Genomic DNA, 22,500 nt, shown 5'->3' with positions numbered 1-22,500 from the left:
TCGGAGCTGGCGACGCGGTGAAGTGGGTGTTGTTCTTCGCGCTGGTGATCGGGGCCGCGGTGGCGATCCTGTTCACGGTGTTCCCCGAATGGGACATGGCCATCTCCAGCCTGTTCTGGAACGCCAGCCGTCGCACCTTCGGCGTCGCCGGCCTCGGCTGGGCGGCCAATATCCGCACCCTCGCCAACTGGCTACCCTGGGTCTTCGCCGGCCCGGCCTTCGCCGCCATCATCCTCAAATTCATTTTCCCCCGGGGTAAAATGTTCATGCCGGCGCGGGCGGCGGTGCTGCTCGCCGTCACCATGGCGCTGGGGCCGGGCCTCCTCGTCAACGGCATCCTGAAGGAGCATTGGGGCCGGCCGCGGCCGGTGCATGTGGACTCCTTCGGCGGCAAGGACACCTTCCGCCCCTGGTATGCCACCGACGGCACCTGCCCCAGCAACTGCTCCTTCGTTTCGGGCGAGGGCTCGCTGGGCTTCTGGCTGGTGGCCCCGGCGAGCCTCGTGTCCGGCCCGGCGGGGGCGGTGGCGATGGTGGCGGCGGTCTCCTTCGGCGCACTGGCCGGCGGGTTGCGCATCGCCTTCGGCGGGCACTTCTTCACCGATGTGGTGTTTTCCGGCGTGCTGGTCATCCTGCTGATCGTGCTGATGCGACTGTGGCTCTACGACCGGTCGCGCAGCCCCACCGATGCCTCCCTTGAAGACGCCATCGGCAACGCGGGCCTCGCTCTCCAGGCGAACCTGCGCCGCCTTCTCGGCAAGGCCTGACAAGCCGCCTGACCCGCCGCCGGACTCCATCCTTGACCGAGACGGCTTGCCACGCCGCCGCGCGCGCCTATAGTCCGCGCCGATTTTCCCCGAACATCCGAGAGACGTGATGGCGCGTGACGTGAAGAAGGTGGTGCTGGCCTATTCCGGCGGGCTCGACACCTCGGTCATCCTGAAGTGGCTCCAGACCACCTACAATTGCGAGGTGATCACCTTCACCGCCGACCTCGGCCAGGGCGAGGAGCTGGAGCCGGCGCGCAAGAAGGCGGAGCTGCTCGGCATCAAGCCTGAGAACATCTTCATCGAGGACGTGCGCGAGGAGTTCGTGCGGGACTACGTGTTCCCCATGTTCCGCGCCAATGCGGTGTATGAGGGCCTGTACCTGCTCGGCACCTCCATCGCCCGCCCGCTGATCGCCAAGAAGCAGATCGAGATCGCCCGCAAGATGGGCGCCGACGCGGTCGCCCACGGCGCCACCGGCAAGGGCAACGATCAGGTGCGGTTCGAGCTGGGCTACTACGCCCTTGAGCCGGATATCACCGTCATCGCCCCGTGGCGCGAATGGGACCTGACCTCCCGCACCCGCCTGCTGGAGTTCGCCGAGGCGCACCAGATCCCGATCGCCAAGGACAAGCGCGGCGAGGCGCCCTTCTCGGTGGACGCGAACCTCCTGCACTCCTCCTCCGAGGGCAAGGTGCTGGAAGACCCGGCCGACGACGCGCCGGAATATGTCTACCAGCGCACCATCTCGCCGGAGGAAGCTCCCGACGAGGCGACCATCATCACCATCGCCTTCGACAAGGGCGACGCGGTGGCCATCAACGGCGAGGCGCTCTCCCCCGCGAGCCTGCTGACCAAGCTCAACGAGCTGGGCAAGGCCAACGGCATCGGCCGCCTCGACCTCGTGGAGAACCGCTTCGTCGGCATGAAGAGCCGCGGCATCTACGAGACCCCCGGCGGCACCATCCTGCTGGCGGCCCACCGCGGCATCGAGAGCATCACCCTCGACCGCGGCGCGGCGCACCTCAAGGACGAGCTGATGCCCCGCTATGCGGAGCTGATCTACAACGGCTTCTGGTTCTCGCCCGAGCGCGAGATGCTGCAGGCCGCCATCGATTACTCGCAGGCCTATGTGACCGGCGAAGTGACGGTGAAGCTCTACAAGGGCAACGCCACCGTCATCGGCCGCAAGAGCCCCTACTCGCTCTACAACCAGGAGCTGGTCACGTTCGAGGAAGGCGCCGTCGCCTACGACCACCGCGACGCCGCCGGCTTCATCAAGCTCAACGCGCTGCGCCTGCGCACGCTGGGCAGCCGCGCCCGCAAGATCTCCGAGTGAGCAAGATTTCCGAGTGAGCAAGATCTCCGAATAGGATCGCGACCGCCGGGGACAGGCGCCTTTTTGCGCTTGCCCCCGGCATCGGCTTGGACAAACTCCGTCCCGGATAGGGGGCGGAATTCATGGATCGTCGGGACCTTCTGAAAGGCGCTGCGGGCTCCACTTTGCTCGCGGCCACCTCCGGCCTCGCGGCGGCGGATGCCGCCCTGCCGGTGCTGCGCATCCATCCCGCCATCGGCGCCGCCCGCATCGGCAACAGCCCGGACTATTACCTCGCCCCCGAGACGGCGGCCGGCGAACTGCCGCCCTCCGGCGAAGGCCTGTGGGGCGGCCTGCCCCTTGATGCCGCGACCGGCCAGCCCCTCACCGCCGACGGCTTTCGCGACGGACAGGGACGGCTCAAGCGGCAGGCCGTGCGCTTCCGCATCTATGCCTACACCCGCACCGGCTGGCCCACCGGCGAGAGCACCGAGATCACGCTGGGCGCGGTCATCGGCGGCAAGCGGGTGGTGGACATCGTGTGGCAGGTGCACGTCGCCAACAAGAAGCTGAACACCTTCGGCATGATGAACCCCATCGGGCATTTCCCCGCGCTGCCGGGGTTCGCCGACGGCAAGCTGATGCCCATCCGCCGCCCGCAGGACGGCCCGCTGGAGAGCCCGGACCGCCTCAGGCGCCTCGTCATCGATCCCGGCCCGCGCGCCCTCTCGGCCCGCACGGATCAGGGGCGAGTCCTGGCGTTCGATCGCGCCACACCCGCGAGCTGCCTTGCAGAGGCGGGCGGCGGCGGAGCACCGGTGCGTCCCCTGCCCACCTATCCGGTGAGCTTCCCGCAGGACCATTTCCGGCTGCACACCCCGGCGGACCCGGTGACCCGGCTCGGCGACGTGAGGACCGAGGCGGGCACCGGCCGGCTCATCTTCGCTGCCGGCTTCGGCGCGGCGGAAGGCATCACGAGCGATGGCAGCGCCCCCTCCGTCAGCGATCAATGGGGCGCGGAAAATACCGACTGGTTCGACGACATGAGCGACGGCCCGGTCTCGGCCCGGATCGTCTTCGAGGATGGCACGTCGCAGGATGCGGCCGGCGCCTGGGCGACCTGCGGCGATCCCGGCTTCGCGCCGCAGACCCGCAACGTCGTCACCGCCTGGGACGAGGTCTACGACACCTTCGTGCGCGCGCTCGCGCTGGAGCCGGCGCTTTACGCCGATGGCGCCTTCAACGACGGCTTCTCCGCCGCCTTCGCCGACGATGCCGCGCCCCTGTTCCGCGCCATCATGCAGCAGCGCTGGAACACCAACCTGCCGGCGCCCGCCATCGCCGCCCACAACCGCATCGGTGCCATCACCCCCGCCGACAGCCCGACCGAGAAAATTCCCGACTTCAGCCGAACCATCCGCAACCCTTCGGACCCGGCGAGCCTCGTCCTGGGCGCGCCCGTGATGCCGCTGGCGCTGGGCGATACCAACCGGCCGTTCCTGACGCTGACGCCCACCCAGTACCATCTGCTGCGCCAGTGGCACAAAGGCGTGTTCACGCCCGGCCGCCGCCTGAAGCTCGGGGCGGGTGAGGAACTGGACCGGGTGGCGCTCGCCAATTGCCTCGGCGGGCGCTTCAGCCCCGGCATCGAGGTCTCCTACCCCGTGCGCGACCCCAATCTCTACGTGAAGGATTGGGCGAACGGCTCCGGCGGCGCCTTCCGCGTCAACGCCGCCGTGCTCGACTATTCGAAGGCCCGCGCCGACACGCCCTTCCTGTCGGTGGGCTACATCCCCCTGCGGGACCGGCCGCTGGAGCCGGGCGACATGACCAAGTTCATGGCTGTCCCCTGGCACTCGGACTTCAACCATTGCGCCTCCCACCTGCGCGATCCGAACCCCGGCAACGACCAGACGCTCTATTGGTCCTGGCCCGCCGAGCGGCCGGTGGCGGTCTATCCGCAGGCGCTGGCGCGCTTCGATCCCGCCACGGGGTGGGTGCCGGGGCGCCAGCTCTTCGCCGTGCGCGGGGCGGGGACGACCACCGTCTATCCCGCGAATGCCGGGCGCTTCCAGAAGGGGTCGGACTTCCTCGTCAACTGGCACAAGGTGGGATTCGTGGTGCAGGCGAGCCGGATCAATCCGGACGCCCGCCCCGCCGCGCCGGAAGACCCGTTCCTCGAAGTCGCCTGCTTCTTCGAGAATGACACCAGCCAGATGGTCGCCCCCTGGCCCACCTTCAACACCCCTCCGGCGCCGTGAGCGCATCGACGGAGGAGGTGGGCATCGCCATCATCGGCGCCGGCCCGGCCGGCTGCGCCACGGCCATCGCGCTGGCGCGGCACGGCATCGGGGATGTCATGCTGTTCGAAGCCGGCACGGGGGATGCCCCCCGCATCGGCGAGACCATTCCCGGCGCCGCGCTGCCGCTGCTCTCCCGCCTCGGCCTCATGGATCGCTTCACCGCGCGCGGCCACCTGCCCTCGCTGGGATCGACCGCCGTGTGGGGGAAGGTCGAGCCCCACCACAATGACGGCTTCGCCAATCCCTTCGGCGGCGGCTGGCACCTCGACCGCGCCGGCTTCGAAGCCGATCTGAGGGCGCTGGCGGCGGGCGTGCCGCTCCATGGGGGGCGCCTGCGGATGATGTCGGCGGAGGGGAGCGGCCACCGCCTCCGCTTCGAAGGCGCGAACGGGCCGTTCGAGGTCACGGCCGGGCTGGTGGTGGACGCGAGCGGCGTGCGCGCGGCGGCGCTCCGCAGCCTCAAGGTGGCGCGCAATCCCGTGGATGCCATCGCCTTCCACTGGAGCCTCCTCGCCCTCGCCGAGCCGGAGGAGATGCCCGCCCGCACCTTCCTCGAAGCCGTGCCGGAGGGCTGGTGGTATGCGAGCAGCATTCCCGGCGGGCGCGTGGTGGTGGGCTTCGCCACCGATCCCGATGCCGGCGCCCGCTTCGCCGATGCCGCCGCCTTCCGCGTAGCCATGGCCGAAACCCGCCTCATCGGCCCCCAGATCGCGCGCGGCCGCCCGCTGGACGCCGATACGTCGCCGCGCATCGCCATCGCGCCCACCGCCATCCTCAGCGCCGTCGCCGGACCCGGATGGCTGGCCGTGGGCGATGCCGCCGCCTGCCTCGATCCCCTGCTGTCGCAGGGCCTGACGCGCGCGCTGGAGGACGGCATCGCCGCCGCCGACGCCATCGCCGGGGCGCGGGCGGGGGACGCGGGCGCTTTCACCGTCTATCAGGACCGCGTGTTCGCCCGCTTCACCGCCGGCGTACGGCTGCGCGCGGGCTTCTATGCAGCAGAGACGCGCTGGCCCGACGCGACCTTCTGGCGCCGGAGGCAGGTTCAGGCCGCCGCTTAGGGCTCAGTCCGCGCCCTCGCCCGGCCCCGGAATGAGCACGCGCAAGGCGTTGAGGATGACCACCACGTCGATGGCCTCCTGCAGCAGCGCCCCCTGCACCGGCTGGAGATAGCCGAACGCCGCCGCCACCATGCCCGCCAGCGACAGGCCGATGCCCCAGCGCACGCTCTGCCGCGCGATGGCCAGCGACCGGCGGGCGATGGCCATGGCCTCGGCGAGGCGATCCAGCCGGTCCACCAGCAGCACCGCATCCGCCACCTCGGCGGATGCCGCCGCGCCCCGCGCGCCGAGCGCGACGCCGATGTCGGCGGCGGCGAGCGCGGGGGCGTCGTTCACGCCGTCGCCCACCATCATCACCGCGCCGCCATTGGCGGTCTCCCGCGACAGGGCGATGTGCGCGATCTTGCCTTCCGGCTTCAATTCCCCAGTCCAGGCGTCGAGGCCGAGGTCGCGGCCCACCGCATCCACCGCCTCCGCCCGGTCGCCGGAGGCGAGCGCCACATGCTGCACGCCGCCCCGGCGCAGCGCGGCGATCATGTCGGCGGCGTCGTCCCGCACCGGATCGGCGAACAGCAGCAGACCCGCCGGACGGCCATCGACGGCCACCGCCACCACCGCGCTCGCGGGGGGAAGAAGCGCGCGAAGTTCGCTCCAGTCGCCGGACGCGCGGGCAGCCACATAGGCCGTGGCGCCCACCGCCACCGCCCGCCCCTCGACCCATCCCTCAAGCCCCGCGCCGCCGTCCTCCTTCACCCCAAGGGGCGGCGAGAGCGGGAGCCCCCGGTCCTGCGCGGCATGGACCAGCGCCCGCGCCACCACATGGCTCGACGCCTGATCCAGCGACGCGGCGAGGCGCAGCACCTCCTCAGGGTCGAAATCGGGCGCGGTGCGCACCTCTTCCAGTTCGGCGCGGCCGTGGGTGAGGGTGCCGGTCTTGTCCACCACCAAGGCGCGGACGCGCGCCAGCTTCTCCAGCGCGCCGCCGCTCTTCACCAGAACGCCGCGCTTCGCCGCCCGCGACAGGCCGGCCATGAGCGCCACCGGCACGGCGAGGATGAGGGGACAGGGCGTCGCCACCACCAGCACCGCCAGCGCCCGGCGCGGATCGTGGGCGAGGATCGCCGCACCGATGGCGAGGGCCAGCGAGACGAAAAGGAAAGCGAGCGCGTAGCGGTCGGCGAGGCGCACCATGGGTGCGCGGCTGGACGCGGCCTCCTCCACGAGGCGCACGATGCCCGCATAGGTGCTGTCCGCCGCCGGCCGCAGGATGGCGAGATCGAAGGCATCACCGGCGTTCACCGCGCCGGAGGGGGCCTCCTCGCCATCCTCCAGCCGCGCCGGGCGCGTCTCGCCGGTCAGGGAGGAGAGGTCCAGCACCGCCGGCCCGCCGATGACCGCGCCGTCGGCGGGCACGGTGTCGCCGGAGCGCACCAGCACGCGGTCGCCGGCCACCAGATCCACCGCCGCAACGACCACCAGCCCGCCGTCGCGATGGAGCATCGCATCGCGCGGCGCGCGGGCGACGAGGGCGGTCATCTCCCGCCGGGCGCGGCCTTCCGCGAACCGCTCCAGCTGCTGGCCGCCCGCATACATGAGCGCGACCACGTTGCCGGCCAGAGGCTCGCCGAAGGCCAGAGCCGCCGCCATGGAGAGCGCGGCCAGCACGTCGAGGCCGAACCGGCCCGCGCGCAGGGAGCGGGCGATGTCGAGGAGTAGCACCGCCAGAACCGGCGCCGTGCCCACGGCGAAGGCGGCCGAGGCGGCAGCCTTCATCCCGGCGAGCTGGAGCAGCAGCCCCACGGTGAGGGGCAGCACGGCGGCGGCGAGCAGAAGGTACCGGTTCCGCCCGGCGGCGGCCTCGCTGTGGATATGCCCCGGCTCCGTCATCTCTCCCCCGGTGCGGCGCTTTGGTCGCACTGCCGTCGCTGTTGTCGCGCGAACATCAGATTGTTAGAAGAGTTCTAAACAGGAGTCACCCGGCATGTTGTCGTTTCTCTCCGGCCGCCGCCGGTTTGCAGACCTTTCGGAGCGGGAAATCCTCGCGCTCGCCATCTCCTCCGAGGAAGACGACGCGCGCATCTACATGGAATATGCCGAGGCGCTGCGGAGCGAATATCCCGACACGGCCAAGGTGTTCGAGAGCATGGCGGCGCAGGAGCGCGGCCATCAGACCAGCCTCACCCGCGAATATGAACGGCGCTACAGCGGCACCGTGCCGCTGATCCGCCGCGAGAGCATCGCCGGCTATTACGGCCGCCGGCCGGTCTGGGCCGTGGTGAACCTCGGCATCGAGCGCATCCGCGCCGAGGTGGGGCGGATGGAGGACGAGGCCGCCAACTTCTATCTGAAAGCGCAGAAGAAGACGTCCGATCCCGACACCCGCAAGCTGCTCGAAAGCCTCTACCAGACCGAGCTGCAGCACGAGGAGATCGCCGGCAACCTCGCCGACCGCTATCTGCCCGCCGACAAGAAGAAGGAAGAGGACGAGAAGGCCCGCCGACAGTTCCTGCTCACCTTCGTGCAGCCGGGCCTCGCGGGCCTGATGGACGGCTCGGTCTCGACGCTGGCCCCCATCTTCGCCACCGCCTTCGCCACGCAGGATTCCCACACCACCCTGCTCGTCGGCCTGGCCGCGGCGGTGGGCGCCGGCATCTCCATGGGCTTCACCGAGGCCCTGCACGACGACGGCGTCATCTCCGGCCGGGGCTCGCCGCTGAAGCGCGGCCTCTCCTCCGGCATCATGACCGCGGTGGGCGGCCTCGGCCACGCTTTGCCCTACATCATCCCGGAATTCTGGACCGCGACGGCCATCGCCATCATCGTGGTGTTCGTCGAGCTGTGGGCCATCGCCTTCATCCAGAACCGCTATATGGAGACGCCCTTCTGGCGCTCGGTCTTCCAGGTGGTGCTGGGCGGCGCGCTGGTGCTGGCGGCGGGCATCTTCATCGGCGGCAGCTGACCCATATGCCGTTGCGGGAGATCATGTCTCCCGCTCCCAAGGCGTGAGAGGGTACCTCAGATATCGCGAGGCACCTCATGCACGCCATGGTCCTGAAAGAGGTCGGCGGTCCCCTTGTCGCCGAGGAACGGCCCGATCCCGTGCCAGGGCCGGGGGAAGTCCTCATCAAGGTCGGCGCCTGCGGCGTCTGCCGCACCGATCTGCATGTGGTGGACGGCGAGCTGCCGCAGACGCTGCTGCCCATCGTCCCCGGCCATGAGATCGTCGGGCGCGTCGCGGCGCTCGGTGCGGGGGTTTCTCATCTCACGATCGGCGAGCGGGTGGGCGTCGGCTGGCTCGGCCGCGCCTGCGGCTGCTGCTCCTATTGCGAAGAGGGCGCCGAAAACCTGTGCGACGCGCCGGTCTTCACCGGCTGCACCCGCGACGGCGGCTTCGCCAGCCATACGGTGGCCGACGCGCGCTTCGTCTATCCCCTTGGTGAGGCCGGCGAGGACATCGCGCTGGCGCCCTTGCTCTGCGCCGGGCTCATCGGCTGGCGCACGCTGAAGATGGCGGGTGAGGGCAAGCGCATCGGCCTCTACGGCTTCGGCGCCGCCGCCCACATCATCGCCCAGGTGGCGCGCTGGCAGGGGCGCGAGATCTACGCCTTCACCCGGCCCGGCGACACGCGGGCGCAGGACTTCGCCCGCACGCTGGGCGCTGTCTATGCCGGCGGCTCGGATGCCCCGCCGCCGGAGCCGCTGGACGCCGCCCTCATCTTCGCCCCGGCGGGCGAACTGGTGCCGCAGGCGCTGAGGGCCGTGCGCAAGGGCGGGCGCGTGGTGTGCGGCGGGATCCACATGAGCGACATCCCCGCCTTCCCCTATCGCTGGCTGTGGGAGGAGCGGAAAATCCTCTCCGTCGCCAACCTCACCCGCGCCGACGCCCACGAATTCCTCGCGCTGGCGCCCAAGGCCGGCGTCTCCACCCACGTCACGCCCTATCCCCTCTCCGAGGCCAACCGCGCGCTGGACGACCTGCGCGGCGGGCGGCTGGAAGGGGCGGCCGTGCTGGTGCCTTGAAACTCTCTGCTCTCAGCGAAACTCAGGCACGAACCATATCCTTCACACGTTTCGAGAATTTCTTTTCAATTCGCTCCGCCTCTTTTTGATCCGGCGTAGTTTTAACTGACCTATAGATAATACCATCAAAAATAATACCATTTAGGATACAGTTTTGAAACACCACGTTCCCCCCGCCGTCAATCCTAGCGATCGAGCTAATCATCTTAAAGAACGGGTCAGACGGAGAGCCGAGATGCACATCGTCTATTGTCATTGATTCTGGAACGCCAATTTTTTCGAAAATATCGATCAGCAATTTATACGTCTTCCTACGACCAATTGTATCCACGAGCGACGTTACGAGGTAATAGCGCCAGTCGCCTAGTGAGTGGTCGAAAATCCACATTGCACCTTGAGCCTGCATCGCCAGCGCATCGGTCGCCGCCAGAACGGCCGCGCCCGCATCAATCAGATCGATTGGTAAATCCTGCGCAGCCATTGCCAGACTCCATCTCGATCGTTGCACACTGCGACAAACAAGTCATTAATCTCCTGCTTCGGAACTTTCATATCGGGAAAGCGAGCGTTGCTTTTCCAATCTCGCACAGTGAGCCAGGCCGCACGCAAATCTCTCGAAACACCGGGCTGCTTAAGATCGACATGAAGTCGTGCGGCCGTCGCGCACATTGCCAAATTGTGCCAGTTCGCCCCCTTATGATCCGCCGGCATTTCTGAGAGATTGTTCCGTTTTAGATACAACGCCTTAAGACCAAACTCGATCGCCTGCCCCGCATGGAAATATGCTTCAGCTGCTTTGCCGCTGATTTTGAGAATTTTGGCGGATTCGAGCTCGCTTTCGGCTCGTCGCCACCACTCGTCTGCCGAAGCCCCCACCATAAGTCCAAGCTAGCGCCCAACAGCGACAGGTCAAGGCGACCGCCATTTTCTCCTCAGCGCTGCATCACATATGTTCCCGGCGCCGGGCAGAGCACCGGATAGCCGGGCGCGCCCAAGGGCGGCAGCGCGTGGCCGGGGGCGGAGCGGGCGGACAGGAAGGCCTCCCACGCCGGCCACCACGAGCCATCCTGCGCCGGCGTCGCCTCCACCCACTGGTCGGGACCGAGATGGTGGTCGCCGTGGCGGGTTTCGTGCAGGCGGAAATGCCGGTGCTTGTGCCCCGGCTCGCTGACGATGCCGGCATTGTGCCCGCCGGAGGTCAGCACGAAGGTCACGTCCGTGTCGGTCAGCTGGTGGATCTTGTAGACCGAGCGCCACGGCGCCACATGGTCCCGCTCCGTGCCCACCACGAACAGGGGCACGTTGATGTCCTGGAGCGAGACCGGGCGCCCGTCCACCTTGTAGCGGCCGGCGGCGAGGTCGTTGTCGAGGAAGAGCTGGCGCAGATACTGGGAGTGCATGCGGTAGGGCATGCGGGTGGCGTCCGCGTTCCAGGCCATCAGGTCGTTCATGGGCGTGCGCTCGCCCATCAGATATTCGTGGACGAGGCGCGACCAGACGAGATCGTTGGAGCGCAGCATCTCGAACGCGCCGGCCATCTGCCCGGAGGAGAGGACGCCCTGGTCCCACATCATGCTTTCGAGCGTGTAGAGCTCGCCGGGGTCCACGAACAATTGCAGCTCGCCGGCTTCCGAGAAATCGGTCTGCGCCGCGAACAGCGTGACGGAGGCGAGGCGCTCGTCGTCGGCGCGGGCCATGGCGGCGGCGGTGATGGAGAGCAGCGTGCCGCCGAGGCAATAGCCCACCGCATGGACCTTCTCGCCCGGCACCACCGCATTGATGGCATCGAGCGCCGCCATCACGCCGTCGCGGCGATAGTCGTCGAAGCCGAGGTCGCGGTCCTCCGCCGTCACGTTGCGCCAGGAGAGGCAGAACACCGTGTGGCCCTTGGACACGAGATAGCGGATCAGCGAGTTCTCCGGCGAGAGATCGAGGATGTAATACTTCATGATCCAGGCGGGCACGATCAGCACCGGCTCGGCGGCGACCGTGGCGGTGGTCGCGCGATACTGGATCAGTTCCACGAGGTGGTTGCGGAAGATCACTTCGCCCGGCGTCACCGCCACATTGCGGCCCGCCTCGAACGCCTCCGCACCCACCGGCGGCTGGCCGGAGGCCTTGCGCGCCGCGTCCTCCATGAAATTGCGCGCGCCCTGCACGAAATTGAGCCCGCCCGTCTCCCGCGCCCGGCGCAGCACCTCGGGATTGGTGAAGGGCGAGTTCGACGGGGAGAAGACATCGAGCAGCTGGCGGGCGGCGAAGGCCACCACCGCCTCATTGTGGGGCGCGACGCCGGGCACGCCGTGGGTGGCATTGTGCCACCATTGCTGATTGAGCAGGAAGGACTGGTACCAGAAGCGGAACGGCCAGTCCTGCCACGCCGGGGCGCTGAACCGCTCGTCCCCCGGCAGCGGCTGGATGCAGTTGGGAAAGCTCCGGTCGAAGCTGGAGGCCACCATGTAGGCGCCGAGCCGCGCGGACTTGCGCCACGCCTTCAGCGCCAGTTCCGCCTGCTTGCCGGGGGCGGCGGCCAGATGCATCCACCAGTCCATCAGCGACAAAGTCAGCGCCGTGGGCGAGAGGCCCGAGGTGGCGCGGGCGGAGAGCGCGGCGGCGGCGCGGTCCACCGCGCGCAGGGCTTCCGGCCCCGGCCCGTGCTCGAAATCCTCCTCGTCATGGCAAGCCATGCGCGCCCAGGCCTGGGCGATCAGCCGCCCGGCCTCGGGCAGCTTGGAGAAATCCATGGCGGCGCGGGCGAGATCGGCGCCGGGAGCCGGCGCCTCCGACGTGGACACGGCGGGCGCGGGAGCCGGCTCCGGCGCGGCGGCGGGCGCACCGCCCACGGTCTGGGGCTGGATACGGGGCGAATTGGCGGGCAGGTTGACCATCGGCCGATCTCTTCAGGGCGCGGGAGGCGCCCGGGACTTGAAACGGATGCCGGAGCCTCGCCCGGCAGCGCGCCGGACGCTTGAGCTTTGCGACCTCAGCTTTTGCCGCTTCTCGCGGCGCTTTGATGACGATCAGGCCGCGCCGAGGCTGAGCCGGCAATGATACGCGTCAATTGGACGCCACGCGCACGGTCTCCCGGCAGCTGTCGCGAAAGGCCTTGGCGCTGCGGCGGAACAGCGCCGCGTGCTGCCGCTGCGCCCGCTTGCGCAGCCGCTTCTGCGCCCGGTCCATGGCGAGGCCGAGCCGCTCCCGCGTGCCCTCCGCCAGCGCATCACCCGCCGCGTCCAGCATGGGGCGCAGGGTTTCGATGTCCTGATAGGCGCCGAGCAGGTCCCGCAGCCGCTGCGCGGCGCGGGCGCGCTTGGCCCCATGGCCGAAGGCCTCGGCGAGGAAACTCATCTGGTAGCGGTGGGTGACGACGCGCTTGCGCGCCTCGTGCATGGCCTCGGGCGTGTCGAAGGGCGCGCGGCGGGCGTGCCTGTAGGCCTTCACCAGCCCCTTGGCCACGTCCGCCTCCCGCGCCTGTGCCGCCAGCGTGTCGGCCAGCGCGGCGCGCGCGGAGACGAGAAAGCCGCCGAGCGTGGCGCGATGCTCCCCGCCGTCCTCGGCGGCATCATCGCCCAGCACCGCCGCGGCGTCGGTCTGGTCGCAGGCGAGGAGGAAGCCGCCCTGGGCCATCACGTCCAGCGCATCGCGGGCCGCCACCTGGTCGCGGGCACCGGAAAGCTGGCGCGCCACCTCTGCCGTGCGCCGCCGCTCGGCCTTCGCCTCATCGCCCGGAACGAGGCGGAGCAAGGCCCGATACTGCTTCATGGCCTTGCGGGCGTCGTGCACCATCTCCACCGGATCGGGATCGGCCACCGCCGCGGCCACGGTCTCGATGGTCGCCGCGAGAGCGTCCGCCAGCGCGTCGCCCGCCGCGCGGGGCGGAGGCAAGGGCGGGGTCACGCGTTCGGCATCGGGGGTCGCGACATCCAGCATGGGCATTTTTGCTCCGGAACCGGGGCTCAACGGTCGCACACCGGGCCGGTTCCGTCCCGGTCCAGCATCAAGGCGGTGGCGATGCCACCCGCACCGGCGATGGCGCACAGCGCGCGGCCTGTCTCCATCGCTCTCAATCGATGATACGCCCGTACCGCCAGGATTGCACCCGACGCGCCGATGGGATGGCCCCGCGCCAAGGCGCCTCCTCCCGCATTCACCCGAGCCGGGTCGAGCCCGAGCCGGCGGAGCGCGACGAGGGCCTGCGCCGCATAGGCTTCCATGAGTTCCACATGATCGATGGCGCCCGGGGCGATGCCGAGGCGAGTGCACAGGGCCTCCACCGCTGCGATGGGCGCAAGGGCGGGAACCAGCGGGTCTCCGCCGCGCGCCAGACCTCCGGCCATCGTCACATCCCCCGCTTGCGCGGGCCCCAGCAGAACGAGCCCGGCCGCATCCGCCTCCACCGCGATGGTGGCGGCGGTGACGCCATGGGCCGCATCCCCCGCCAGCACCGGCAGCCGCGCCATCAGCGCGGGCGACAGGCGGCGCGCGAAGGCATCGGCGGCAAGGCCGGCCACCGGCACGATCTCGCCCTCCGCCGCCGGCACCGCCAGCGCCCGGCGGTGGCTCTCGGCGGCGAACGCCTCCTGTTCGGCGCGGGAGATGCCCTCCGCCTCAGCCATGGCGGCGGCGGAGGAGTCGAGGGCGATCTCGCTCTCCGGCCAGGGGGTGAAAGCCGGCTGGCGATAGAAATCCGGCGCGCCGTCCTTCTCGCGCGGACGGTGGGCGCGCAACGGCGCGGTGCTGAAGCTCTCCGCCCCGCCCGCCAGCACATAGCGCGCCTCTCCGGAAGCGATGCGCGCCGCGCCGAGACGGATGGCATCGAGGCCGGAGCAGCATTGGGTGTCGAGGGTGAGCGCCGGCACGCGCTCCGGCAGCCCAGCCGCCAGCGCGGCGACGCGGGCCATGTTGCCGCCGCCGGAGAGGGCGTTGCCGAGGACCACCTCGTCCACGTCCTCCGGCCCCACCCCCGCCGCCTCCAGCACCGGGCCGATCAGCGCCGCCGCCAGCTTGTGGGCCGGCACGTCGCGGAAGGCGCCGCCGCGCGGGGCGACCGCCGTGCGCATGGCGGCGAGGAGCGCGACCTTCATGGCAGAAGCTCGCAGCGGTCGGGCCACAGGCGGGCGATGGCGGGGAAGTCGGTCTTCCCCGTGGGCGTCAGCGGCCAGTCCGCCACCCGCGCATAGAGGCGCGGCACCTTGAACAGGGGCAGGCGGGATTTCAGGAAGCCGATGAGGTCGGCGCGGGCAGGCGCTTCGCCCTCGGCGAGCGAGAGAAAGGCCACCAGCCGTTCGCCGCGCTTGCCGTCCGCCACCCCCAGCACGGCGGCGGCGGCGATGGCGGGGTGGGTTTCCAGCACCCGCTCCACCTCCTCGGGAAAGAGGTTCTTGCCCGAGGTGACGATCATCCGCCGGGAGCGGCCGACGAGGTGGAGGAAGCCCGCGTCGCTGAGAAAACCCATGTCGCCGACGCTCACCTCATCGCCCTGCACGTACAGGTCGGGGCTGTCGCCGGTGGCGTAGTCCATGAACAAAAAGGGGCTCGCCACGAACACCCGTCCCGTCCGCCCCGCCGGCAGCCGCCGCCCGGCGGCATCGCGGATGGAGAGGCGCACGTCCGTGAAGGCGCGGCCCACCGAGCCCGCTGGCACGTTTTCCGCCTCCTTCGCCACGGTGACGAAGGAGAGCTCGGAGGCGCCGTAGAATTCCGCGAAGGCCGCATTCGGCAGAAGGTGCGCCAGCATCTGCCGCCGCCCCGGCGGCCATTTCGCGCCGGAGCAGAGCACGAGACGCAGGCCCGGCAGGGTCTCGCTCTCGGCGGCGAGATGGTCCAGCAGCAGAGCGATCTGCGTCGGTACGCCATAGAGCACGCTGGCGCCATGAGCGCGGGCCAGCTCGACGGCGATGCGGGGACGGAAGCTCGGAGAGAGCAGCACATGCGCCCCGGCATCGATGCCGCGCGCCAGTGCATAGAGGAAGAGCGAGTGGGTGAGCGCGCCGGGGGCGAGGAGCACGTCGTGGGCGCCGATGCCGAATTCGGCCGTGTCCGCATCGAAGCTCGTCGTCCAGGAGCGATGCGCGCGGCGATAGCCCTTGGGCAGGCCCGTGGAGCCGGAGGTGAAGCCCACATAGAAGGGCAGGTCGGGAGCGGGCTCCGCCATCACCTCCGCCGGGCCAGCGCCAATCGCCTCGGCCAGCCCCGCCGCGCCCTGCCCCGGATCGAGCCGGATGTCGCCCGCCTGCGCGCTCACGAGGAGGCCCGGCCGGACCCGTTCCAGCACCTCGACACGCTGACCCTCCGGCCAGCCGGGATCGAGGATCTGCGCCTCCCGTCCCGCGCGGGCGGCGGCGAGGAACAGGATGGCGAGGGCCGCGCCATTGGGCAGATCGAGCCCGATGCCGCCCGCCGGGGCCCCCGCGAACCGCCCGGCGCAGCGCGCCACCAGCGTGTCGAGCGCGGCATAGGTCAGCGTTTCACCGCCGCAGGTGAGGGCCGGCGCATCCGGCCGCTCCAGTGCGTGGCGGGCGAGGTGGCGCGTGATGCTCACGGCCGGTGCGGCGCCGCCACCGACCAGCTGCGCAGGACGGTGGTGGCGAGCACCGCGGCGCCCACCGCCTTGATGAGGTCGCCCGGCAGGAAGACGGACGTGCCGATGAAGGCCTTGGCGAGGCTGATGTTGGCCATCATCGCCAGCCCGGGAAGGCCGAACGCATAGACGGTGAGGATGCCGCCGGCGATGGCGGCGATGAGCGCCGTCGCCAGCGCCGGCAGATTGCGGGCGGCGAGGCGCTCGGCCAGGACGCCGGTGACGTAGCCGCCGGCGACATAGCCGATGAGGAAGCCGGCCGTGGGGCTCGCCAGAACGCCGAGGCCGCCGCGCCCGCCGGAGAGCAGCGGCGCGCCGAGCAGCACCACGAACACGAACAGGCCCGTCGCCGCCGCCCCCGCGCGGGCGCCGAGCAGCAGGCCGGCCAGCATCACCCCGAGGCTCTGGGCGGTGATGGGCACGCCGGCCGCGAGGGGCAGATAGATGGGCGGCACGAAGCCCAAAGCCGCGATGAGGGCGGCGATGAGGGCGATGCGCACCAGCGTGCGCGTCTCGAAGATCTGGTGGTCCATGGGTCTGTCCCTTTCAAATTCTGGGCTTGCGCGCGGGGCGCGAGCGCCGCGGCGCGCCGAAGCCGCGGGCATCGAGGGCTTCCGCCACCTGATCGGACATGGCGAGCGCGCCGGAGAAGAAGGCGCCGATGAGCGGCAGCCCCGGCCGGCGCGGGCTGCGCGCCCGCCAGGCTTCCTCGCGCCCCCGCCAGGTGTCGAGCAGCACCGGCACGAAGCGCAGCACCAAGGCCACCGCCAGCGCGAGGCGCTCGGGATCGAGCCCGAAGCGCCTGAGCGGGCGCATGGGCAGGGCCAGCGCGTCCATCATGTCCTGCATGCGGGTGGAGAGGGTAACGAGATCGGCCAACAGCACCATCACCGCGATGCGCAGCACGCTCGCCAGCGCCACCTCGACGGACGCCGCCCACACCTGCAGCGCGAAGATGACCGCGAGCAACGGCGCAAGGCTGCGCCACTGGGCCAGCCGCCGGAGACCCGGGCGGCCGAAGCTGGAATAGACGATGAGTACGGCGGCCAGCGCCATGGCCAGCAGCACCGGGCTGTCCAGCGGCACGATCAGCACCGAGAGCACCGCGAGCGCGATCAGCTTCACCCCGGCAGGCAGGCGATGCAGCAGGCTGCGGCCGGAGAGATAGCCGGCGATCACGGGAACGCCCTTCCGGCCTGCCGCCCAATCGCCAGCTCGGCGCGGGCGCGCGCGTCGGCCTCGTAGAGCGGGACAATGTCGGCCGGCGCCCCGTCCGCCGCCACCTCGCCGCCCTTCAGCCAGATCACGCGCTCGAAGCCCGCGAACAGGTCCACGTCATGGCTCGCCATCACCAGCGTCACGTCGAGCGCGCCGAGGCGTGATGCGAGGGTGAGGCGGGTGGTGAGGTCGAGGCTGGAGAAGGGCTCGTCCAGCAGCAGCACCGAGGGGCCGGCGGCCAGCGCCGAGAGGATGCAGACGAGCTGCTTCTGCCCCTCGGAGAGATCCGACACCGCCCGATCGCCCCAGCCGGCGCAGCCGTGGCGGGCGAGCAGCCGGTCGGCGGCCGCATTGGCCTCGGCCTTGGGGGTGCCCTGCTGGATGGGGCCGAAGGCGATCTCCTCCCGCACCGAGGGGAAGATGATCTGGTGGTCCACGTTCTGGAACACGAAACCCACCGTCGCCGGCAGCTTGCGGCGGTCGCGGCGGGTGTCGAGCCCCTCGACCGTCACCGTGCCGGTATCCGGCAGGATCAGCCCGTTGAGGAGCCGCAGCAGGGTGGACTTGCCGGAGCCGTTGTCGCCCACGAGGCCGATGCGCCGCTCGGTGAGGGTGAGGTTGAGATTGGAGAAGACCGTGCGCGCGCCACGCGTCACCTCGACCCCGGCGAGCCGCGCGAAGGGCGCGGTGGCGGGGCGCATGTCGGCGGCGGCGGGCATCTCGCTCATGACCTCTCCTCGATAGCGCTCTTCCGATAAACGGTTCGCGCGGTGAGGCAAGAGTCCAGGCGCGCGCGCCGACGGCATGGGAGGCGCCCTGACGGTGCATCGCACACCGGAACGCCTCCAAACCCGGATTGATTTCCGCCGCCGCCGGGCGCATAAATCCCGCCGATCAAATCGATTAAAATCCGGCGCACCCGAACGCCGGAGTAGTGGAGAAAGCCATGTCCGGTCCTGCCGACCAGGGGAAAAACGGAACGATCGAGCGCAAGGGCGACCAGCCCGAGAAGCACGGCCTGAAGCTCAGGTCGCAGCTGTGGTTCGACAATCCGGACAATCCCGGCATGACCGCGCTCTATCTGGAGCGGTACCTGAATTTCGGCCTCACCCGCGAGGAATTGCAGTCCGGCAAGCCCATCATCGGCATCGCCCAGACCGGCTCGGACCTCTCCCCCTGCAACCGCCACCATCTAGACCTCGCCCACCGCGTGCGCGCGGGTATCGAGGCCATGGGCGGCGTGCCGTTCGAGTTTCCGGTCCATCCCATCCAGGAGACCGGCAAGCGGCCCACCGCCGCGCTCGACCGCAACCTCGCCTATCTCGGCCTCGTGGAAATCCTCTACGGCTATCCGCTCGACGGCGTGGTGCTGACCACCGGCTGCGACAAGACCACCCCGGCCTGCATCATGGCCGCCGCCACCGTGAACATCCCGGCCATCGTCCTCTCCGGCGGGCCGATGCTGAACGGCTGGTGGAAGGGCGAGCGCACCGGCTCCGGCACCGTGGTGTGGAAGAACCGCGAGCGCTTCGCCGCCGGCGAGATCGGCTATGACGAGTTCATGGATGTGGTGGCCTCCTCCGCCCCGTCGGTCGGCCACTGCAACACCATGGGCACCGCCTCCACCATGAATGCGCTCGCGGAAGCCCTCGGCATGTCCCTGCCCGGCTGCGCCGCCATCCCCGCGCCCTACCGCGAGCGCGGGCAGATCGCCTACGACACCGGCAAGCGCATCGTGGACATGGTGTGGGAGGACCTGAAGCCCTCGCAGATCCTCACCCGCGAGGCGTTCGAGAACGCCATCCGCGTCAATTCCGCCATCGGCGGCTCCACCAACGCCCCCATCCACCTCAACGCCATCGCCCGCCATGTGGGCGTGCCGCTCTCGGTGGACGACTGGCAGGCCGTGGGCCACAAGATCCCGCTGCTGGTGAACCTCCAGCCGGCCGGCGAATATCTCGGCGAGGAATTCCACCGCGCGGGCGGCGTGCCGGCGGTGGTGGCGGAGCTGATCGAGCAGGGCAAGATCCACGAGGGCGCGCTCACCGTGAACGGGCGCACCATGGGCGAGAACTGCAAGGGCAAACTCTCCTGGGACCGCGAGGTCATCAAGCCCTATGACGCGCCCCTGAAGGAGGATGCCGGCTTCATCGTGCTGCACGGCAACCTGTTCGACAACGCGGTGATGAAGACCTCGGTGATCTCCGAGGAGTTCCGCGCCCGCTTCCTCTCCAACCCCAACGATCCGGAGGCCTTCGAGGGTCGCGCCGTGGTGTTCGACGGGCCGGAGGACTACCACCACCGCATCGACGATCCCTCGCTCGGGATCGACGAATACACCTTGCTGTTCATCCGCGGCACCGGCCCGCTCGGCTATCCCGGCGGCGCGGAGGTGGTGAACATGCAGCCGCCGGCCGCCCTCCTGAAGAAGGGCATCCATGCCCTCCCCTGTATCGGCGACGGCCGTCAGTCCGGCACCTCGGGCTCGCCCTCCATCCTCAATGCCTCGCCCGAAGCGGCGGCGGGCGGCGGCCTCGCGCTGCTCAGGACCGGCGACCGGGTGCGCATCGACCTCAACACCTGCACCGCCGACATCCTGCTCTCGCCGGAAGAGCTGGCCCAGCGCCGCGCCGACCTTCAGGGACACGGCGGCTACAAGGCGCCGGAGAGCCAGACCCCCTGGCAGGAAATCCAGCGCTCCATGGTGGCCCAGTTCGACGAGGGCATGGTGCTGAAGCCGGCTGTGAAATACCAGCACATCGCCCAGACCATGGGCGTGCCGCGCGACAACCATTGATCGCGATGCGGACGGGCGGACGGTGCTTTCCCGTCCGCCCGCCGCGGCTCTAATCTCCCCCCGCTGCCACACCCCGGCGGCGAACGGGATTGCCATCATGACCTCGCCCGCCGCGTCCTCACCCGCAGACAAGCGCCGCGCCTTCCGCTCGCTCCACGAGAGCGGCTGCTTCGTGCTGCCGAACCCGTGGGACGTGGGCACCACGCGCTATCTGGAGGCCGCCGGCTTCAAGGCGCTCGCCACCACCAGCGCGGGCTACGCCTTCTCCACCGGACGGCCGGACGGCGCCGTGGGGCGGGACGAGATGTTGGCCCACATCGCCGATCTCCTCGCGGCGACGTCTTTGCCCATGAATGCGGATTTCGAGGCGGGCTATGCGCATGATCCGGCCGGCGTCGCCGAGAGTGTCACCCTGTGCATCGAAACCGGCGTGTCCGGCCTCTCCATCGAGGATGCGACGGGGGATGCGGCGCGTCCGCTCTACGATCTCGACGACGCGGTGGCGCGGGTGCGCGCGGCGCGCAAGGCCATCGACGCGTCAGGCGCGGATGTGATCCTCACCGCCCGCGCCGAGTGCTTCCTGGTGGGCCGGACCGACCTCAATGAGGTCATCACCCGCCTGAAGGCCTATGCGGCGGCGGGGGCGGACTGCCTCTATGCGCCGGGCATCAGGACACGGGACGACATCTCCGCCGTGGTGGAGGCGGTGGCGCCGCTGCCGGTGAACGTGCTGATGCCGGGATCGACGGGGCTTTCCGTCGCCGACCTCGCCGGGCTCGGCGCGCGCCGCATCAGCGTGGGCAGCACCCTGAGCCGTGTCGCCTGGGGCGCCTTCATCGCCTCGGTGGAGGAGATCCGCGACGCCGGCACCTTCCAGAAGTTCGCGGACGCCGTGCCCTTCGCCGAGATCAACGGCTTCTTCCGCGCCGGGAGCGACACGTGATGGCCGAAGATCCCGCCATCCCCCTCGGCGCGCCCGTGGACACCCTCCCCGCCCGCCGGCCGGAACCGACGACGCTGGAGGGCCGCCACGTCCGCCTCGTGCCGTTCGATGCGGCCAAGCATTCCGCCTCGCTCTTCGCGCTCTCCCATGGGCGGGAGAAGGAGGCCCTGTGGGCCTATCTCTCCCCTGCCCCCTTCCCCGACGAAGCCGCTTTCACCGCCTATTACGCCGAAGCCGCGAAGAAGGCGGACCCGCTGCTCTTCGCCATCGAGGAAACGGGCAGCGGCCGGGCGGTGGGCCATGCCACCTACATGCGCATCGAGCCGGCGCAGCGGGTGATCGAGGTGGGCAACATCCTCTACACCCCGGCGCTCCAGCGCACGCGGGGGGCGACGGAGGCCATGTATCTCATGGCCCGCCACGCCTTCGAGGACCTCGGCTATCGCCGCTACGAATGGAAGTGCAACGCGCTCAACGCCCCCTCCCGGCAGGCGGCGGCGCGGCTCGGCTTCACCTTCGAGGGGCTGTTTCGTCAGCACATGATCGTCAAGGGCCGCAACCGGGACACCGCCTGGTTCTCCCTGCTCGACAGCGAATGGCCGCGCGCCAGGGCGGCCTTCGAGGCGTGGCTCGCGCCGGACAATTTCGATGAAAACGGCCGCCAGCTCCGGCGGCTGGAGGACATTCGCGCGGCTCTTTAACCCGCGCGACAATGAAAGAGGAAAGACCATGGGTGGACGACTTCAGGGCAAGACCGCGCTGGTGACGGCGGCGGGACAGGGCATCGGCCGCGCCATCGCGGAAACCTTCGTGCGCGAGGGCGCGAGGGTGATCGCCACCGATCTCGACGCGGGTAAGCTCGCCGGCCTCGAGGGCGCTGAGACGCGCTCGCTCGACGTTCTCTCCACCGATGCCGTGACGGCGCTCGCAAAGGAGATCGGCCCGGTCAACGTGCTGGTGAACGCCGCCGGCTACGTCCATCAGGGCACCATCTTCGAGACCAGCGAGAGGGACTGGGACTTCTCCTTCGACCTCAATGTGAAATCCATGCACCGCACCATCTCGGCCTTCCTGCCGGGCATGCTGGAGACGGGCGCGGGCTCCATCGTCAACATCGCCTCGGCCGCCTCCTCCATCCGTGGTGTGCCGAACCGCTATGCCTACGGCACCACCAAGGCGGCAGTGATCGGCCTCACCAAGGCGGTGGCCGCCGACTTCATCCTGAAGGGCGTGCGCGCCAACGCCATCTGCCCCGGCACCATCCAGTCACCCTCGCTGGACGAGCGCATCGCCGCCGTCTCGGCCCAGACCGGCCGCTCGCTCGATCAGGTGCGCGCCGATTTCGTCGGCCGCCAGCCCATGGGGCGCCTCGGCACGCCGGAGGAGATCGCCGCGCTCGCGCTCTATCTCGCCTCCGACGAGAGCGCCTTCACCACGGGGCAGATCCACATCATCGACGGCGGCTGGGCGCTCTGACTCCAAGAAGGAGAACG

The 22,500-nt window shown here is 70.1% G+C and carries 20 protein-coding genes; 10 read left to right on the top strand and 10 right to left on the bottom strand.

The genetic code is table 11. The features are described 5' to 3' along the window. Nucleotides 1-17 precede the first annotated feature (17 nt). From V5F74_RS23655 to V5F74_RS23640, 4 genes are all read left to right on the top strand, one after another. Nucleotides 18-767, top strand: coding sequence for a phosphatase PAP2 family protein (locus V5F74_RS23655; RefSeq protein WP_394010178.1), 750 nt, complete (start codon nt 18-20; stop codon nt 765-767). A 109-nt stretch (nt 768-876) separates the two neighbouring features. Continuing rightward, the gene (locus V5F74_RS23650; protein ID WP_029555810.1) at nt 877-2,106 is read left to right on the top strand and encodes an argininosuccinate synthase; all 1,230 of its coding nucleotides are present in this window, start codon (nt 877-879) and stop codon (nt 2,104-2,106) included. 122 nt (nt 2,107-2,228) lie between these two features. Beyond that, on the top strand, nt 2,229-4,346 hold the full coding sequence (locus tag V5F74_RS23645) for a LodA/GoxA family CTQ-dependent oxidase (RefSeq protein WP_394010177.1): 2,118 nt from the start codon (nt 2,229-2,231) through the stop codon (nt 4,344-4,346). Then, nucleotides 4,343-5,449: an NAD(P)/FAD-dependent oxidoreductase gene (locus tag V5F74_RS23640; RefSeq protein WP_197022939.1), complete on the top strand. Its 1,107-nt coding sequence runs from the start codon at nt 4,343-4,345 to the stop codon at nt 5,447-5,449. The genes V5F74_RS23645 and V5F74_RS23640 overlap by 4 nt, the downstream gene beginning before the upstream one ends. 3 nt (nt 5,450-5,452) lie before the next feature. Here the strand turns inward: V5F74_RS23640 and V5F74_RS23635 are convergent, their stop codons facing one another. Further along, on the bottom strand, nt 5,453-7,336 hold the full coding sequence (locus V5F74_RS23635) for a heavy metal translocating P-type ATPase (RefSeq protein ID WP_394010176.1): 1,884 nt from the start codon (nt 7,334-7,336) through the stop codon (nt 5,453-5,455). Between the two features lie 94 nt (nt 7,337-7,430). Here V5F74_RS23635 and mbfA point away from each other — a divergent pair, with 94 nt between their 5' ends. Both mbfA and V5F74_RS23625 read left to right on the top strand, forming a co-directional pair. Continuing rightward, on the top strand, nt 7,431-8,408 hold the full coding sequence (gene mbfA, locus V5F74_RS23630; protein WP_394010175.1) for an iron exporter MbfA: 978 nt from the start codon (nt 7,431-7,433) through the stop codon (nt 8,406-8,408). Nucleotides 8,409-8,485: 77 nt separating this feature from the next. After that, entirely contained in the window at nt 8,486-9,469 is a 984-nt protein-coding gene (locus V5F74_RS23625; RefSeq protein ID WP_394010174.1) for a zinc-dependent alcohol dehydrogenase family protein, read from the top strand. A 22-nt stretch (nt 9,470-9,491) separates the two neighbouring features. Here V5F74_RS23625 and V5F74_RS23620 read toward each other — a convergent pair whose 3' ends face one another. The 9 genes from V5F74_RS23620 to V5F74_RS23580 form a co-directional block, all read right to left on the bottom strand. Next, a complete protein-coding gene (locus V5F74_RS23620) occupies nt 9,492-9,950 on the bottom strand; it encodes a hypothetical protein (RefSeq protein ID WP_394010173.1) in 459 nt (152 codons plus the stop codon). Then, complete coding sequence (locus V5F74_RS23615) at nt 9,920-10,348, bottom strand: HEPN domain-containing protein (RefSeq protein ID WP_394010171.1); 429 nt, start codon at nt 10,346-10,348, stop codon at nt 9,920-9,922. Before V5F74_RS23615 ends, V5F74_RS23620 begins: the two co-directional genes overlap by 31 nt. A 53-nt stretch (nt 10,349-10,401) precedes the next feature. Then, a complete protein-coding gene (locus V5F74_RS23610; protein WP_394010191.1) occupies nt 10,402-12,213 on the bottom strand; it encodes a PHA/PHB synthase family protein in 1,812 nt (603 codons plus the stop codon). A gap of 313 nt (nt 12,214-12,526) precedes the next feature. Next, nucleotides 12,527-13,405 (bottom strand): CHAD domain-containing protein, encoded by an 879-nt coding sequence (locus tag V5F74_RS23605; protein ID WP_394010170.1) that lies wholly within the window; start codon nt 13,403-13,405, stop codon nt 12,527-12,529. Nucleotides 13,406-13,425: 20 nt separating this feature from the next. Next, complete coding sequence (locus V5F74_RS23600; protein ID WP_394010169.1) at nt 13,426-14,553, bottom strand: thiolase family protein; 1,128 nt, start codon at nt 14,551-14,553, stop codon at nt 13,426-13,428. Continuing rightward, a complete protein-coding gene (locus V5F74_RS23595; RefSeq protein ID WP_394010168.1) occupies nt 14,550-16,010 on the bottom strand; it encodes an AMP-binding protein in 1,461 nt (486 codons plus the stop codon). Before V5F74_RS23595 ends, V5F74_RS23600 begins: the two co-directional genes overlap by 4 nt. Next, a complete protein-coding gene (locus V5F74_RS23590) occupies nt 16,007-16,582 on the bottom strand; it encodes a biotin transporter BioY (RefSeq protein WP_394010167.1) in 576 nt (191 codons plus the stop codon). The genes V5F74_RS23595 and V5F74_RS23590 overlap by 4 nt, the downstream gene beginning before the upstream one ends. A gap of 13 nt (nt 16,583-16,595) precedes the next feature. Beyond that, on the bottom strand, nt 16,596-17,228 hold the full coding sequence (locus V5F74_RS23585; protein ID WP_394010166.1) for an energy-coupling factor transporter transmembrane component T family protein: 633 nt from the start codon (nt 17,226-17,228) through the stop codon (nt 16,596-16,598). Continuing rightward, nucleotides 17,225-17,995: an energy-coupling factor ABC transporter ATP-binding protein gene (locus V5F74_RS23580; RefSeq protein ID WP_394010165.1), complete on the bottom strand. Its 771-nt coding sequence runs from the start codon at nt 17,993-17,995 to the stop codon at nt 17,225-17,227. Before V5F74_RS23580 ends, V5F74_RS23585 begins: the two co-directional genes overlap by 4 nt. A gap of 218 nt (nt 17,996-18,213) precedes the next feature. On the opposite strand from V5F74_RS23580, the gene V5F74_RS23575 reads away from it, so the two are divergent. From V5F74_RS23575 to V5F74_RS23560, 4 genes are all read left to right on the top strand, one after another. Next, nucleotides 18,214-20,064, top strand: a complete 1,851-nt coding sequence (locus V5F74_RS23575; RefSeq protein ID WP_245279278.1) for an IlvD/Edd family dehydratase — start codon at nt 18,214-18,216, stop codon at nt 20,062-20,064. Between the two features lie 97 nt (nt 20,065-20,161). Continuing rightward, nucleotides 20,162-21,007 carry an isocitrate lyase/PEP mutase family protein gene (locus V5F74_RS23570; protein WP_029555824.1) on the top strand — a complete coding sequence of 282 codons (846 nt, stop codon included), beginning with the start codon at nt 20,162-20,164 and terminating at the stop codon, nt 21,005-21,007. Next, entirely contained in the window at nt 21,007-21,708 is a 702-nt protein-coding gene (locus tag V5F74_RS23565) for a GNAT family N-acetyltransferase (protein ID WP_029555825.1), read from the top strand. The genes V5F74_RS23570 and V5F74_RS23565 overlap by 1 nt, the downstream gene beginning before the upstream one ends. Before the next feature lie 28 nt (nt 21,709-21,736). After that, entirely contained in the window at nt 21,737-22,483 is a 747-nt protein-coding gene (locus tag V5F74_RS23560) for an SDR family oxidoreductase (protein WP_394010164.1), read from the top strand. Nucleotides 22,484-22,500: the final 17 nt, after the last annotated feature.

Origin of the sequence: Xanthobacter aminoxidans (assembly GCF_043193615.1) — a bacterium.
Lineage (GTDB): Bacteria > Pseudomonadota > Alphaproteobacteria > Rhizobiales > Xanthobacteraceae > Xanthobacter > Xanthobacter aminoxidans.
This window is presented reverse-complemented; position numbering and strand designations above follow the sequence as displayed.